Annotated in this window: 11 protein-coding genes; 5 read left to right on the forward strand and 6 right to left on the reverse strand. The window is 64.7% G+C overall.

Going from position 1 to position 14,212, the window contains the following annotated elements:
- Positions 1–48 precede the first annotated feature (48 nt).
- Together IRL76_RS10945 and IRL76_RS10950 are read right to left on the reverse strand one after the other, a co-directional pair.
- Positions 49–2,445, reverse strand: a complete 2,397-nt coding sequence (locus IRL76_RS10945; protein ID WP_200981372.1) for a TonB-dependent receptor — start codon at positions 2,443–2,445, stop codon at positions 49–51.
- 154 nt (positions 2,446–2,599) lie between these two features.
- Complete coding sequence (locus tag IRL76_RS10950) at positions 2,600–4,378, reverse strand: tetratricopeptide repeat-containing sulfotransferase family protein (RefSeq protein ID WP_200981373.1); 1,779 nt, start codon at positions 4,376–4,378, stop codon at positions 2,600–2,602.
- A 91-nt stretch (positions 4,379–4,469) separates the two neighbouring features.
- Between IRL76_RS10950 and moaC the strand changes: the two genes are divergently transcribed.
- Complete coding sequence (gene moaC, locus IRL76_RS10955; protein ID WP_200981374.1) at positions 4,470–4,949, forward strand: cyclic pyranopterin monophosphate synthase MoaC; 480 nt, start codon at positions 4,470–4,472, stop codon at positions 4,947–4,949.
- Here the strand turns inward: moaC and IRL76_RS10960 are convergent.
- The 3 genes from IRL76_RS10960 to IRL76_RS10970 form a co-directional block, all read right to left on the reverse strand.
- The gene (locus IRL76_RS10960) at positions 4,946–6,082 is read right to left on the reverse strand and encodes a trans-sulfuration enzyme family protein (RefSeq protein ID WP_200981375.1); all 1,137 of its coding nucleotides are present in this window, start codon (positions 6,080–6,082) and stop codon (positions 4,946–4,948) included. The two genes, moaC and IRL76_RS10960, sit on opposite strands and share 4 nt — an antisense overlap.
- Before the next feature lie 80 nt (positions 6,083–6,162).
- A complete protein-coding gene (locus IRL76_RS10965) occupies positions 6,163–7,428 on the reverse strand; it encodes a TolC family protein (protein ID WP_200981376.1) in 1,266 nt (421 codons plus the stop codon).
- Positions 7,428–8,708 (reverse strand): NAD(P)/FAD-dependent oxidoreductase, encoded by a 1,281-nt coding sequence (locus IRL76_RS10970; RefSeq protein ID WP_200981377.1) that lies wholly within the window; start codon positions 8,706–8,708, stop codon positions 7,428–7,430. Before IRL76_RS10970 ends, IRL76_RS10965 begins: the two co-directional genes overlap by 1 nt.
- Before the next feature lie 81 nt (positions 8,709–8,789).
- On the opposite strand from IRL76_RS10970, the gene IRL76_RS10975 reads away from it, so the two are divergent.
- Genes IRL76_RS10975 through trxC form a run of 4 tightly spaced genes read left to right on the forward strand, consistent with a single transcriptional unit; the run spans position 8,790 to position 13,853 of the window.
- A complete protein-coding gene (locus tag IRL76_RS10975; RefSeq protein WP_246449707.1) occupies positions 8,790–9,122 on the forward strand; it encodes a rhodanese-like domain-containing protein in 333 nt (110 codons plus the stop codon).
- On the forward strand, positions 9,122–10,162 hold the full coding sequence (locus tag IRL76_RS10980) for an efflux RND transporter periplasmic adaptor subunit (protein ID WP_200981379.1): 1,041 nt from the start codon (positions 9,122–9,124) through the stop codon (positions 10,160–10,162). Before IRL76_RS10975 ends, IRL76_RS10980 begins: the two co-directional genes overlap by 1 nt.
- Complete coding sequence (locus IRL76_RS10985) at positions 10,159–13,419, forward strand: efflux RND transporter permease subunit (RefSeq protein WP_200981380.1); 3,261 nt, start codon at positions 10,159–10,161, stop codon at positions 13,417–13,419. The genes IRL76_RS10980 and IRL76_RS10985 overlap by 4 nt, the downstream gene beginning before the upstream one ends.
- Positions 13,416–13,853: a thioredoxin TrxC gene (gene trxC / locus IRL76_RS10990; protein WP_200981381.1), complete on the forward strand. Its 438-nt coding sequence runs from the start codon at positions 13,416–13,418 to the stop codon at positions 13,851–13,853. The genes IRL76_RS10985 and trxC overlap by 4 nt, the downstream gene beginning before the upstream one ends.
- Here trxC and IRL76_RS10995 read toward each other — a convergent pair.
- Complete coding sequence (locus IRL76_RS10995; protein WP_200981382.1) at positions 13,850–14,209, reverse strand: ArsR/SmtB family transcription factor; 360 nt, start codon at positions 14,207–14,209, stop codon at positions 13,850–13,852. The two genes, trxC and IRL76_RS10995, sit on opposite strands and share 4 nt — an antisense overlap.
- Positions 14,210–14,212 lie beyond the last annotated feature (3 nt).

Consider the following 14,212-nt stretch of genomic DNA (forward strand, 5'->3'; position numbering starts at 1 on the left):
GGCCGGGCGCTCGGCCCGGCCTTTCCCGTCAAATACCGGTGGTTCCGATCAGAAATCGAAGCCGGTCTTGATACCGATCACGCGCGGCTTGATGACGGTGTCGTAGAAGACGCCGCCGGTGCTGCTGATCCCGTCGGGATCGCCGCAGGTGGTTTCGAGGCACTGCACCCCGGTGTTGATCACCCCGCGCTCGTCGAAGAGGTTCGTCGCGAAGAGCTCGAAGCGCATCTTGTCGTTCTTCATCCCGATGCTCAGGTCGAGCGTGGTGTAGGCCGGGAAGGTACCCTTCAGCCCGTTCTCGAAGGTGCGAAGATCGCTCCGCCGGCTTCCGATATGGGCGAGAGCGCCCTGAACGTGACCGTCCCACGAACCCAGCGGGAATTCGTAGCGCGCAATCGCGTTGCCCTTGAACTTGGCAGTGATCGGCAGGCGCGTCCCGGCAGGGGCCAGCAGCGCGTTCACACGACCATCGCCCGGATCGAAGGTACAATCGAAGTCCGGATTGGCGATGCGGCAGAAGTCCTTGCGGATCGTCGCATCATTGTAGCTGCCCGAAAGCGAAAGCGTCAGGCCGTTCGCACGGTAGCTGAAGTCGGCTTCGAGACCGCGGATGCGAGCGATACCCGCGTTGCGGATTTCGGTCAGGCCGTTTTCGCCGAGGAAGGACAGCTGTATGTCGCTCCAGTCCTCCTGGTAGACCGCACCATTGAAGGTGACGTCGCCGAAGCGGGTCTTCCAGCCGAGCTCGTAATTGTCGAGCGAGTCCGGCTTGTAAGGAGGCAGCGTGCCGCGACGGTTGATGCCGCCCGGACGGAAGCCTTGCGACCAGGTCGCATAGACCAGTACGTCCGGATTGATCTCGTAGGTCGCATTGAGCTTCCAGATCGCATCGGTGTCCGAGGTGACCTTGTCGAGGTTGGTACAGGGCGTGCCGTCCACGATCGGACCGGCGAAACATGCTGCCTCACCCGTGCGGCTCGAGAAGTTGGCGTTGTAGCCGAAGAACCCGATGAGCGAGTTCTTGTACTTGTAGAGGCGCGCACCACCGGTCAGCGTCAGCTGGTCGGTAACGTCGAAGCTCAGTTCGCCGAACGCTGCATAGTCGCGGTCGGTACGCGTCTGGCGGGTCAGCCAGACATTGCTTTCCGTGCCGGTGACCGTGAACAGGTCGGTCAGATTGTCGATGATGTAGTTCTGCGTGATCTCGTGGCGCTGGCGCTGGGCGAACAGGCCGCCGATGAAGCGGATCGGCGCTTCCTGCGGGCTGGCCACGCGGATTTCGCCGAACATCCGGCGATATTTGTCGCCGCCCTGGATGTACTGGTTCGGGCTGATGAGATCGTAGTTGTTGTCGTAGAAATACGCGCCGTAGCCGTAGAGTGCGTCATAGAAATACGCGTAGTCCGAATAGTCGGATTCGACGTGGTCCTTGCGCCACAGACCGCCACCGGTGGCGGTGAGGTCCCAGTTGCCCAGCTTGCCTTCGATGGTCAGGGCGGCCTGGAGCCACTTGTCCTTCGAATATTCGGGATTGTACTGGACCGTCTGGAGATCGCCGGTGACTGCGGTCGAGCGTTCCTGCGAGAAGCTGCCGTTGGCGGTCTGGACCTGGCCCATCACCGTCGGACGGACAGTCCAGTTGTCGTCCAATTCGATGCCCAGGGCGACACGCGCACCATAGGTTTCTACGTCGTTGTAATCTTCCTCGACCAGGGCAGCGTTGTTCTGGGTAATGCCCGAGGTCGGGTAGGTCCGGCTGCCTGCGACATTGTCGATGTAACCAGCATCCTTGCGATACCAGCCGACCACGCGCAGCGCAGCGTTCGAGCCGAGGCTGGCGTTGTAGAAGCCTTCCGCCGTGCCGCCGATGCCGCCATGCGCGACCTGGTTCAGTTCGAGGTCGATGGCGCCGTAGCTGTCGCCGTAGTCGGGCGCATTGGTGACCATCTTGATCGTTCCGGCCATCGAGCTGGCGCCGTAGAGCGTGCCCTGCGGGCCTGCCAGCGCCTCGACGCGGGCGAGGTCATAGGCATGGATGTCCAGCGCACCCTGGATGGTCGTCACCGGCATTTCGTCGAGATAGGTGCCGACGGTCGGCAGCGACGAAGAGTGGTTGGCGTTCTCGCCGCTGGCGACGCCGCGGAAATAGACCTGGCTGAAACCCGGCGCAGCCGTCTGGATCGTGACCGACGGCAGGAACTTCACCACGTCCTGCAGCTCGCTGACCTGAAGCTGGTCGAGCTTCTCGGTCCCGATTGCCGTGATGGCAACCGGCACGTCCTGCAGGTCCTGTGCGCGCTTCTGCGCGGTCACGATGATGACGTCTGAGTCCGTTTCAGCGGCACCGGCATCCTGCGCAAGCGCAGGAGTCGTGGCGGTAAGCGCGGTCCCCGCGAGCAGGCTGGCCGCCATGCTAAGGCGACGGCGCTTGTGCTCGAATACCATAATTCCCTCCTTGAATGCGTCCCCGCTTCATAACCGCCACAATTGTGCCGTTTTGCCAAGGCCAGACGGCTGGCCTGCGTCGACTCCCCACAGCTTTCCGTCGAATTCATGGCATTTTTGCAACGGCCCCAGCGACCGAACGGCAAGGAAGTTGCTAGCGCACGTATGTGGTCGGCAAATCTCCGAGCGCCTTCTCGAGCGGTCCGAGCCATTCCCGATAGGGCTCCCATTGCCCGACCCCGTCGCGATTGATCGGGCGGCGCACCTGCTCTGACGACGCGGTGCGGACTGCCCGTGTGTTGCGGTGAAATTCGAGACACGCCTCTTCGAACGGCAGGTCGAGATAGGCCAGCAACGCGCGAACCTCACCCTCGGGATCGTCGAGCAGGCGTTCGTGGATCACACGATGGATGCGGCCGGGAAGCACGGCATCGTAGTGGTCCATCGCCCGCACATAATCAGCATAGTAGCGGCCGATGTGGTCGAGCGAATAGGAGAAGCCCTGCCCCTTGGCGAAATGCTGGCGAAAATTGGAGAAGCAGCAATCCATCGGATGGCGCCGCGCGTCGATGATCTTCGCATTCGGCAGGATCAGGTGGATGAAGCCGGCATAGCTCCAGTTGTTGGGCAATTTGTCGATGTAGAAGGGCTTGCCGCTCTTGCGCTGCACGCGGGTGCGCTCGAGGAATTCGGCACCCAGTTCGGCGAACTGTGCCGCGTCCATCTCCGCCACGGCATCGGGCCAGTCGCGCAGGTCGCCGCCCGACTTGCGCGCCTCGCGCATGGCCATTGCCGGGATGTCGGGCAATTCCATCGTCCCTTCGACCTGGCTGTGGCTCGACAGGATCTGTTCGAGCAGCGTCGATCCGGCGCGCGGAAGGCCGAGAATGAAGATCGGGTCCGGCGTGGGATCGCCTACGTCCTTGTGCGCTGCGACGAATTCGGGCGTCATCACTGCGATCATCCGGTCGACCTGGTCGGTGATCGCCTGCGGGTCGTAGGCCAATTCCTCGCTCCGCAAGGCGTTGCCGCGCTCGTAGTGACGGAAGGCTGCCTGTGCATCGCCCCTGTCGGCATAGGCCTTGCCGAGGGCGAAATGGAGGTGGAGCGCATCCTCGTGCGCGGGATTGCCTTCGAGGGCGGCTTCCATCGCCCCAACGTCCGCGTCGGTGAACTCTACCGTCTTGAGATTCGCTAGACTCCACCAGACCTCGCCGAGGTCGGGCTGCGCAGCGAGTGCGGCACGATACGCGGCAATGCCCTCGTCCTGCCGCCCTACCGTCTTGAGCATGTGACCGTAGCTCATCTGCAGCTTGGCATGGTCGGGGAATGTTTCTGTCAGCTCGCCATAAAGCTTCAAGGCTTCGTCATAGTCGCCGATGCGGCCCAGCGTCGCGGCCATCAAATTGCGGTTGCCCGGATTGGCCGGGTCACGCTCGAGCACCTCATCGAGGACCTTGGCGGCCTCTTCGTAACGGCTCTGCTTGTAGAGCACGTTGGCGAGGTTCGCGCGCGCTGCAGTAAAGCCGGGGGCGATTTCGAGAGCGCGGCGCAGCAGCCGCTCTGAATCGGGCAGTCGCCCGAGACGCGCTGCGAGTTCGGCTATCAGGCGTATCGCGGCGGCATCGGTCGGCAGGCGGGTCAGTCGCTGGCGAAGCAGGCCCTCGGCCTGGGGCAGGTCCCCGTCCTGCAACGCGATGGCGATGGCCAGCATTTCGGGATCGGCGGCGGTCGCCCGGACCGCGGCCATGTCCGCCGCATCCGCCTCAGCCTCCTCGCCCAGCTTGCGCAGCGCACGCGCCAGCAGGCGATGGGCCGGTGCCAGTGCCGGATCGCGCGCAACCGCCGCCCGCAGGCGCGGCAGGGCAGCCGCAGGATCGCTCTCGACGAGGGCGGCCATCGAAATCGGCTTGTCTGTGGAAGGCGTGTCCATTGCCCTATCGCGTAACATGCCGCCGTCAGCAGGCAAACCCGCCAGCGATTTGTCCTCGACAGGCGTGCATGGTCCTGCTGGAAGGGCGGACATGAGCGAGCTTACCCATCTGGATGATCAGGGCCGTGCGCACATGGTCGACGTCTCCGGCAAGGAGGCCACAGCGCGCGTCGCGACGGCTCGGGGAAGATTGACCTGCGCAAGCGCCACGCTCGACGCGGTGCGCAAGGGCAAGGCGCCGAAAGGCGCGGTGATTTCGACCGCGGAAATCGCCGGGATCATGGCTGCTAAGCGCACTGCCGACCTCATCCCGCTGTGCCATCCGCTTGCGCTGTCCAAGGTCAGCGTGACGATAGCACCCGACGATGACTTGCCCGGCTTCGCGGTAAAAGCCGAGGTCCGCACCACCGGACCGACGGGTGTGGAAATGGAAGCGCTGACGGCCGTATCCACCGCCTGCCTGACCCTGTTCGACATGCTCAAGGCGATCGACCGGACGATGGAGATTTCCGGCATCCGCGTGGTCTCCAAGACCGGCGGCAAGTCGGGTGACTGGGGCGCGGTAGCCTAGCCGAGCGCGGCGGCGAGGTCGTCGATCAGCGCCTGAGCCCCTTCCAGACCGACGGACAGGCGCAACAGCGATGCGGGCAATCGCGGTTCGGGGCCGCCTGCGGGATCAAACTTGTGGCCGGTCATCACCAGGCTCTCCGCCCCGCCCCAGCTCACGGCATTGCCAAACAGTTTGAGCCGGTTCGCGACTTCGACTGCGCGCTGGAAGCCGCCCTCGCCCAGTTCGAACGAGAACAGGCCCGAGTGTGCGCCGGCATTGCCTTCCAGTTCGGGGTGGAAAACCCGCGCCACCGCCGGGTGCGCCTTGAGGAACCGCGCCACCTCCAGCCCGTCGGCCCGGTGCCGCTCCATCCGCGCGGGCAGGGTCATCAGGCCGCGCAGGAACAGCCAGGCTTCGAACGGAGGCATGCGCGCGCCGAGCAACAGGTAGGCGTCGTAGAAAATGCGCTCGAGCAGGTCCTCCGGGCCAACCAGCGCACCGCCGATGGCGTCGCTGTGCCCGCCGATGTATTTCGAGCAGCTGTGGATCACGAGGTCGACGCCCAGCGTGATCGGCTTCTGCAGCAACGGCGTGGAGACGGTGTTGTCGATGGCCGAGAGTACCCCACGCGCCTTGGCAAGCGCAGCGATACCTTCAACATCGACACGACCGAACAGCATCGATCCGGGGCTCTCCAGGTAGATCATCCGCGTTTCGTCGCGCAGCGCCGCGGCCACTTCCTCGACCGATCCGCCAAGGATGTGGTCGTGGGAGACTCCGAAGTCCTCGAGCTTTTGCGCGAGCTGGAGCGTCGGGCCGTAGATGTCGTTGACAAACAGCACATGGTCGCCCGCCTTGAGGAGGCCGAACAGCAACGCCCCGATCGCGCCCATGCCGGAGGCAAAGCACTTGCACGCCTCACCCCGCTCCAGCTCGGCAAGCGTCCGCTCGAGCACGCGCACGGTGGGGTTGGTTCCGCGCGAATAGACCGTCGCGAGGTGTTCCTGCCCGAGCTCGCGGTGAAGCTCTTCCATCGTCTCCTTGCGGAAGATCGATGCCTGCGCGATCGGCGGCAGGACCATGCCGCCGCTCTCCGACAGGTCGTCGCCAGCGCGCAGGCAGATCAGCTGGTCGCGCGGGTCGATGACGCTCATTTCAGGCACTCCCATGACCGGAGCGGTTACACCCGCTCACGCGCTTGGGAAAGGCACAGCCGACCAAGCGTCCCCGTCATTCAGCCTTCGCTGTCCATCCCCGCTATCGCCCGCAGGGCATGCGCCGCGAGGATGCGCCTGCCCGCCGCATCGATCCTCGCGCTCTCGGCCTCGATCGCCTCACGCTCTGCATCGAGCAAGGCGACCTGCGGCTTGGCACCCGCCTTGACCTCGAGCCGAGTGCTGCGAAGAGCTGCCTGCGTTGCCTCGGCGCGTTTCTCGGCTGCGAGGAGCATGGCGGTCGCGGTCTGAAAGTCGCTGTAGCGCTGGATTGCCGCAACCCTCAGCTGGTCCTCGTACTCCTGCACGTCGAGGCTGGCCGCCCGCGCTTCGGCGGCCGCGCGATCCACTTTCGAAGACACTCGACCTCCACTGAAGAAAGTCCACTTCGCCCGCAGGCCGACGCTTGCGCTGTCTGCCTTGTAACCGGGGAAGAACTGGTCGCGGACAGAGGAGGCATCGGCATAGGCAGCCACCGTCGGCAGGTATTCGAACCGTGCGGCCCGTTCGCCGGCGGAAGCGATCTTCGCAGCGTAACGCGCCTGCTCGATCTCCGGATTGCCGGCGATGGCGGCATCCACCGCCGCCGCTGCGGTTTCGGGCGTTTGGGGCAGCGCGGGAAGATTGGGGAAGAGTTCTATGGGCTGGCCCGCGAGCTGTGTCAGCCGGGCGGTAGCAGCCGCCAATTCGCCCTTGGCTGCAGCAAGTCCGACCTCTGCTTCGGCAAGCCTGGCCTCGGCCTCCGATACGTCGGTCGAAGTGGCGGCACCGACTTCAAACATGAGACGGGCCTGGCGCAGAAGTTCCTGCATGGAGCGGACCATCGTCTCGTAGGCACGCGACCTCTCGCGAGCCGACAGGGCTGTCGTGTAGGTGGAAATCACCTCCGTGCGCAGGTCGCGGGCCGCAATCCTGCGAGCCAGCCGGGCAGCTTCCAGCCCTCCTCTCGCCTGGTCCACCGCGGCACCGATCCGTCCGCCCGTGAACAGGGGCCACTGCGCACCGACCTGCGCGACGCGCGGGGTCACGTTGTCGGCGGGCAAGGTGAAGAAGCCTTGCGGATCGATCCGGCCGACACCGATCTGCCCCTGGAGGTCAGCCGTCGGATTGCGTTCTGCCCGCGCCTGTTCCACCGCAGCTGCGGCCCCGTCCTCACGCGCCCTTGCCGCAGCGACCGCGGGCGAGCGCGCGAGAACCATGTCGATCGTCGCATCGAGGGACTGGGCTGCAGCAGGAGAGGCGACGAGCGCCGATGCGCTCGCGAACAACAGGGCGGCGCGGGACATCAGTTCAGTTCGAGCTTCTTGATGCCCATCGCGTGCAGCGCGAGCTTCTCGTAGAACGGCTCGCTCTGGCCCTTGCGAACCTTGCGCAGGAAGTACTTTTCGAACCCGATCTTGGCGAGGTGGACCCACTTGCCGTCGGACGACCAGTTGACATTGCGCGGGGGGATTTGCGGCTTGGCGACGAAGGCGACGCCGCCATCGCCGAAATCGGCGAGGCAGACGGCGTTCCACGTCGCCTCGTGCGTCGGTTCCTGTCCGGAAAGGACTTCCTTCAGGTTCTGGGCAACCGCGGTGACCATGCTTTCGATCATGAACCCGGTCTTGGGCACGCCGACGGGCAGCGGTGTCGGACCGGTGGGCGGGATGGCGATGCAGACGCCGAGACCGAAGATGTTGCTGTAGGCCGGATTGCGCTGGTGCTTGTCGACCAGGACGAAGCCGCGCGGGTTGACGAGGCCCTCGAGGCCCATGATTGCAGGGACCCCGCGGAATGGGGGCATGAGCATGGCCCAGCCGAAATCGAGGTCGTGCTTCTTCTTCTCCGATCCGTCCTCGTTGACTTCGGTCAGGTGCATCTTGCCTTCTTCGACACTGTCGACCTTGGCGTTGGTGATCCACTTGATATTGCGGTCGCGCATCTCGCTTTCGAGCAGACTCTTGGTGTCGCCGACGCCGTCGAGACCGAGATGGCCGATGTAGGGTTCGGGCGTAACGAAGGTCATCGGGACCTTGTGGCGGATCTTGCGGCGCTTGAGTTCCGTGTCGATGATCATCGCCATTTCGTAGGCCGGGCCATAGCATGACGCGCCTTGGGCGGCGCCGACCACGATGGGGCGGGGGTTGGCCGCCAGTTCCTCGAACTTCGCATGCGCCTTGGCCGCATGGGCGGTTTCGCAGATGGACACGGTGTTGCGTTCAGGGCCGAAGCCTTCGATCTCGTCGAAAGCGAGGTCCGGACCAGTCGCAATTACAAGATAGTCGTAATCGATGAAACTTCCGTCGTTCAATTCGACTCGATTGGAAGCCGGGTCGAGCCTCTTTGCGCCCACTCCGTTATAGCCGATCTTGTGCTTGGCCATGACGGGCGGGAGGTGAACCTTGAGCGCCTCCGGCTCGCGCCATCCGACCACAACCCAGGGATTGGAGGGCGCGAACCAATAGTCGTCGCCCTTGTTGATCACGGTCACCCGCGCCTTGCCCTTGGTCGCCTCGTTGATCTCGTACGCAGCGATGGTGCCCCCCAGTCCAGCGCCCAGGACGACGATGTGCTTCTCACTCATGCGACTGCTCCTCTCCGGAAATCACTTGACTGCTATGACATCTACACGATATTTGCAAGTTACTAAATGAAAGGATCGAAAGTGTTCGGATTTGGCAATCGCAAACCCATCCGAGAAATCATGCCTGCTGAGCTGCACGACATGATCGTTGCCGGTACCGCGATCGTGGTCGACGTCCGCGAGCCGGGAGAATTCCAGGGCGGCCACGTTCCCGGTGCTATCAATCTTCCGCTGTCGCGCTTTGACCCCGGTCAACTTCCGCAGGCCGAAGGCAAAAAAATCGTCCTGAACTGCGCTGCGGGCATGCGATCGGCAAAGGCGCTGAAGATGTGCGGCGACCTGCCGGTCGACACGCACCTGCGCGGCGGCATGGGCATGTGGCTCCGTACCGGCCTGCCGGTGGAGCGCGGCTGATGCACCGCCCGGGGGCAAGATTGGCGGGTGTGCTCGCCCTGGCGTTGTCATTGGCGTCGTGCGGACGCGATACGGCTGACGAGAATCTCGCCCCTGCGGCTCAAGACGGTGCCGCCCCCATTGTCTTGCGCGAGTCCACCCTGCCCGGATGGCAATCGGTCAGTGCCGAAGTCTCCACCGTCGACCAGGCGGTTGCGGCGGCACGCATCCCCGGCGTGCTGGTTTCGCTGAACGTCAGGGAAGGCGACTACGTCAAGCGCGGCCAAGTCATCGGCCGGATCGTCGACAGCCAGCTCGGTTACCAGAGCGGCGCCTATGGCGCTCAGGCCGCCGCCGCGCAGGCGCAGGCCGCGCAAGCCCAGGCCGAACTGCAACGCACGCGCTATCTCTACGAGAATGGCGTCTACGCCAAGGCGCGACTCGAACAGGCCCAGGCAGCGAGTTCGGCAGCGCAGGCACAGGTCCGCGCCGCGCGGCAGCAGCAGGCAGCCGTCAATGCTGTCGCGGGCCAGGGGGCGGTGGTGGCACCTACATCGGGTCGCGTCCTCGTGGCGGACATTCCTGCCGGGTCGGCAGTCGCACCGGGGATGCCGATCGCGACGATTACCTCGGGGCCCGTGGTCCTGCGCCTCGAACTGCCCGAAACACTTGCCGACAAGGTTCGCGCCGGAACGAAGGTCCGCGTGACCACCGAGGATGGCAGCGAGCTGACCGGCACTGTCGCCCGTCTCTACCCTGCAGTTGCCGGAGGGCAGGTTCGCGCCGATGCCGAGGTTTCCGGTCTCGATGCACGGCTGATCGGACGACGCCTGGCTGCGGACATCGATGCCGGTACCAAGTCCGCCCTCGTCGTGCCCGACAGCTACGTCACCACAAGATACGGTATCGACTACGTCACGGTTCGCGCGAAGGACGGCAGCACCGCCATCGTTCCCGTCCAGACAGCCCCTTCCGGCAAGGCCGGCACTCTCGAAATCCTCTCGGGGGTCACTGCCGGTGATGTGCTGGTCAAGCCTGCACCCGGCGGAGCGGTAGGATGAGCCTTGGGATTTCCGGCCGCCTGACACGGGCGACCATCAACTCCCCGCTTACCCCGCTGTTGCTGCTCGCAGCGATACTCGTCGGCGTGATCGCCACGATGACGATCGCACGCGAGGAGGAACCCCAGATCAGCGTGCCGGTGGTCGACATACAGGTGGCTGCACCCGGGCTTTCGGCAGAGGATGTCGCCGAGCTGGTGGCCAAGCCGCTCGAAACGATCGTCAAGTCGATCGATGCGGTAGAACACGTCTACACGCAGGCCGAAGACAACCGCGCAATGGTCACCGCACGCTTCGAAGTCGGTTCCGATCCCGAAGATGCTGCGACGCGCATCGATGCCAAGATCAATTCGAACATGGATCGAATCCCGGTCGGCATTCCCCCGCCGCATGTTACCGTGCGCGGGATCAGCGACGTGCCCATTGTCGTGCTGACGCTGAGCCCGAAGGCCGGAGCCCCCGGGCAGTGGACCGACCAGGCAGTTTACGAGATCGCCGACCGGCTGAAGACCGAGGTCGCGAAGGTCGAGGATGTCGGCCTCACCTTTCTCGTCGGCGGGCAGCAGCAAGCGATCCGCATCGTGCCCGATCCTGCGAAGCTGGCCGTCCACCAGGTCCCGCTGGGTGCGGTGCTGGAGGCTGCGGGACAGGCCAACCGCGCCTTTCCTGCGGGGACCGTTCGCGAAGGCGGCACTGCCGCGACCGTGATCGCCGGCCAGAACCTGCGCAGCGCGGACGAGGTCGCCGACCTTCAGGTGCGCTCGGTCACCGGCGCCCCCGTCTACCTGCGCGACGTGGCGACGGTGAGCGAAGGGCCGACGCAGGACCAGTCGCGCGCATGGCGTTGGGCCCGTTCCGGTGGAGGCGAGGATGGCCAGTGGACCATGGCTCCTGCGGTCAGCCTCGCGGTGGCCAAGCGTGCAGGTGCCAATGCGGTCGAGGTATCCGATGCGGTCGTCGCGCGGGTCGAGGCGCTCGAGGGCTCCCTGATACCCCAGGGCCTGTCGGTCGACGTCACGCGCAATTATGGCCAGACCGCGAACGAGAAGGCCAACGAACTCCTCTATCATCTCGCACTCGCCACGGTGTCGATCGTGGTCCTCATCGGTTTCTCGATCGGGTGGCGCGAGGCGGGAGTGACCGCCATCGTCATCCCCACGACGATCCTGCTGACCATGTTCGCCAGCAAGATCATGGGCTTCACCATCAACCGCGTCAGCCTGTTCGCGCTGATCTTCTCCATCGGCATCCTCGTCGACGATGCCATCGTGATGATCGAGAACATCGCGCGCCACTGGGCCATGAACGACGGACGCGACCGCAAGACAGCAGCAATCGAGGCGGTGGCGGAGGTCGGCAATCCGACCATCGTGGCGACGCTGACCGTCGTGGCAGCGCTGTTGCCCATGCTGTTCGTATCCGGCCTGATGGGCCCCTACATGGCGCCCATTCCGATCAACGCCAGCGCGGCCATGGTCTTCAGTTTCTTCGTCGCAGTGATCATCGCGCCCTGGCTGATGATCCGCTTTGCGCGGCAGACGCTGGCGGACGGTCACGGCCATGACGAGCATGGCGGCAAGCTCGGCGAACTCTATGGCAGGGTGGCCGCGCGAGTGATCGGCGAGCGCCGGACTGCACGCAACTTCCTGATTGCCGTCGGGGTGGCAACGCTCGTCGCCTGTTCGATGTTCTACTTCAAGGCGGTGACGGTGAAGCTGCTGCCCTTCGACAACAAGTCGGAGGTCCAGCTGGTCGTCGACATGCCCGAAGGGACCAGCCTCGAAACGACAAGCCGGGTGCTGGAGCAGGCTGCCAGCGCAGCCCGGTCGGTGCCCGAAGTCGTCTCCATGGAGGCCTATGCCGGCACCTCGGCACCGTTCAATTTCAACGGCCTCGTGCGCCACTATTTCCTGCGCAACCGCCCGTGGATGGGCGACCTCATGGTAACCCTGTCGGAAAAGGGCGAACGTTCGCGATCCAGCCACGAGGTCGCGGTCGACCTGCGCGAACGGCTATCGGCGATCACCCTGCCGAAGGGCGGGTCGATCAAGGTCGTCGAGACGCCGCCCGGCCCGCCTGTCCTTTCAACCCTGCTTGCCGAAATCTACGGACCCGACGAACAGGCCCGGCGCGCGACTGCGGAGCAGGTCGAGAAGATCTTCCGGCAGGTTCCCTTCATCGTCGACGTCGACAACAGCTTCGGACAGCCCGTCCCGCAGCTGCGGCTCGTGCCGGACCGTGACAAGCTGGATTACTACGGCCTGTCCCAGCGCCAGGTCTACGATAGCATCAGTGCGCTGCTGGGGACGCAGACTGTCGGCTATGCGACGCAGGGCATGGGACGCCATCCGCTGCCGATCCAGATCACTCTGGACCAGTCGCAACGCAGCTGGAGCCAGCAATTGGGGGCGACTCCGGTCGCTGCCATGCAAGGTCCGGGCGGCGGCAGGCTGATCCGGCTCGACCAGGTGGTGAAGGTCGAGAACACTGTCGGCGGTCAGTCGATCTTTCGCCGGGACGGTCGCGGCGCGACGATGGTGACCGCCGAACTGGCAGGGCGCTACGAAGCCCCCATCTACGGTATGCTCGAAGTCAATCGCGCCATCGACGACTTCGACTGGAAGGCTGCCGGCCTAGCCAAGCCCGATGTCCGGCTGAACGGCCAGCCATCCGATGAAGAGCACACCACGGTCCTGTGGGACGGCGAATGGGAGATCACCTGGGTGACCTTCCGCGACATGGGTGCCGCCTTCATGGTCGCGCTCCTCGGCATCTACGTGCTGGTCGTCGGCCAGTTCGGTAACTTCAAGATCCCGCTCGTCATTCTGACCCCGATCCCGCTGACACTCGTCGGCATCGTGCTGGGCCACATGCTGTTCGGGGCGCCGTTCACCGCAACGAGCATGATCGGCTTCATCGCGCTTGCCGGCATCATCGTGCGCAATTCGATCCTGCTGGTCGATTTCATCCGCCATGCCCGTAGCGAGGAGAAGAGCCTGCGCGATACGCTGCTGGAAGCGGGCATGATCCGCTTCAAGCCGATCGTCCTGACAGCGGCGGCTGCCATGATCGGCGCTGCCGTGATCCTCACCGACCCGATCTTTCAGGGCCTCGCCATATCGTTGCTGTTCGGGTTGGCCAGTTCGACCCTGCTGACCGTGCTGGTCATTCCGGCAATCTACGTGGTGTTGCGCGATGACGGCAAACCGATGACACTGGTGCGGCATGAACCCGATGAGGAGGCACCTGCGACATGAGCAACGACATCGCCGTCTGCGCCCATTGCGGCGGATTGAACCGTGTCCCGGCTGAAAGACTGGGTGACAATCCCAAATGCGGGAAGTGCGGCAAGGCTGTCTTCACGGGCAAGCCCGTGGACGCCGATGCCACCATGTTCGACCGCTTCGTGACCAAGGGCAGCCAGCCGGTCCTGGTCGACTTCTGGGCCAGCTGGTGCGGTCCCTGCCGGATGATGGCCCCGGCCTTCGCAAGCGCGGCTGCCAAGCTCGAACCGCAGATCCGCCTGCTCAAGGTGGACACCGAGGCACAACAGGCCATCGCCGGGCGCTACCAGATCCAGTCGATCCCCACGCTGATGCTGTTCAGGGGCGGTCGCGAAGTGGCCCGGCAGGCAGGTGCAATGCCGGAACAGGCGATAATCGGCTGGGCCCGCCAGGCCTCCGGTCTCTAACGGAAGACCCGCGCGAAAGTGGCCGCGCCACCGCCGCTGTGAATGCGCGAGGTGTGGCGGTCGATCCTGCGCTCCGTCGCCGTCCCCGCCAGCGCATCGAGCATCTCGCTCGCCCCGAGCAGTCGCTCGCTGTCGACCTGGTAGAATATCTGCTTGCCGTGGCGGCGCGTGATGACGAGGTCGGCCTTGCGCAGGATAGCCAGCTGTTGCGACAGGCCGGGCTGGGCAATGCCGGTGATATCCTCGATCTCGCTGACGGCGTGCTCGTCCTTGATCGCACAAAGGATCTGCAGCCGCACTGGATGCGCGATGGCGCGGAGCAGTTCCGCCGAACCTTCGAAGTCGCGGTCTTCCATCGT

It is taken from the genome of Qipengyuania soli, assembly GCF_015529805.1.
Classification (GTDB): Bacteria; Pseudomonadota; Alphaproteobacteria; order Sphingomonadales; family Sphingomonadaceae; genus Qipengyuania; species Qipengyuania soli.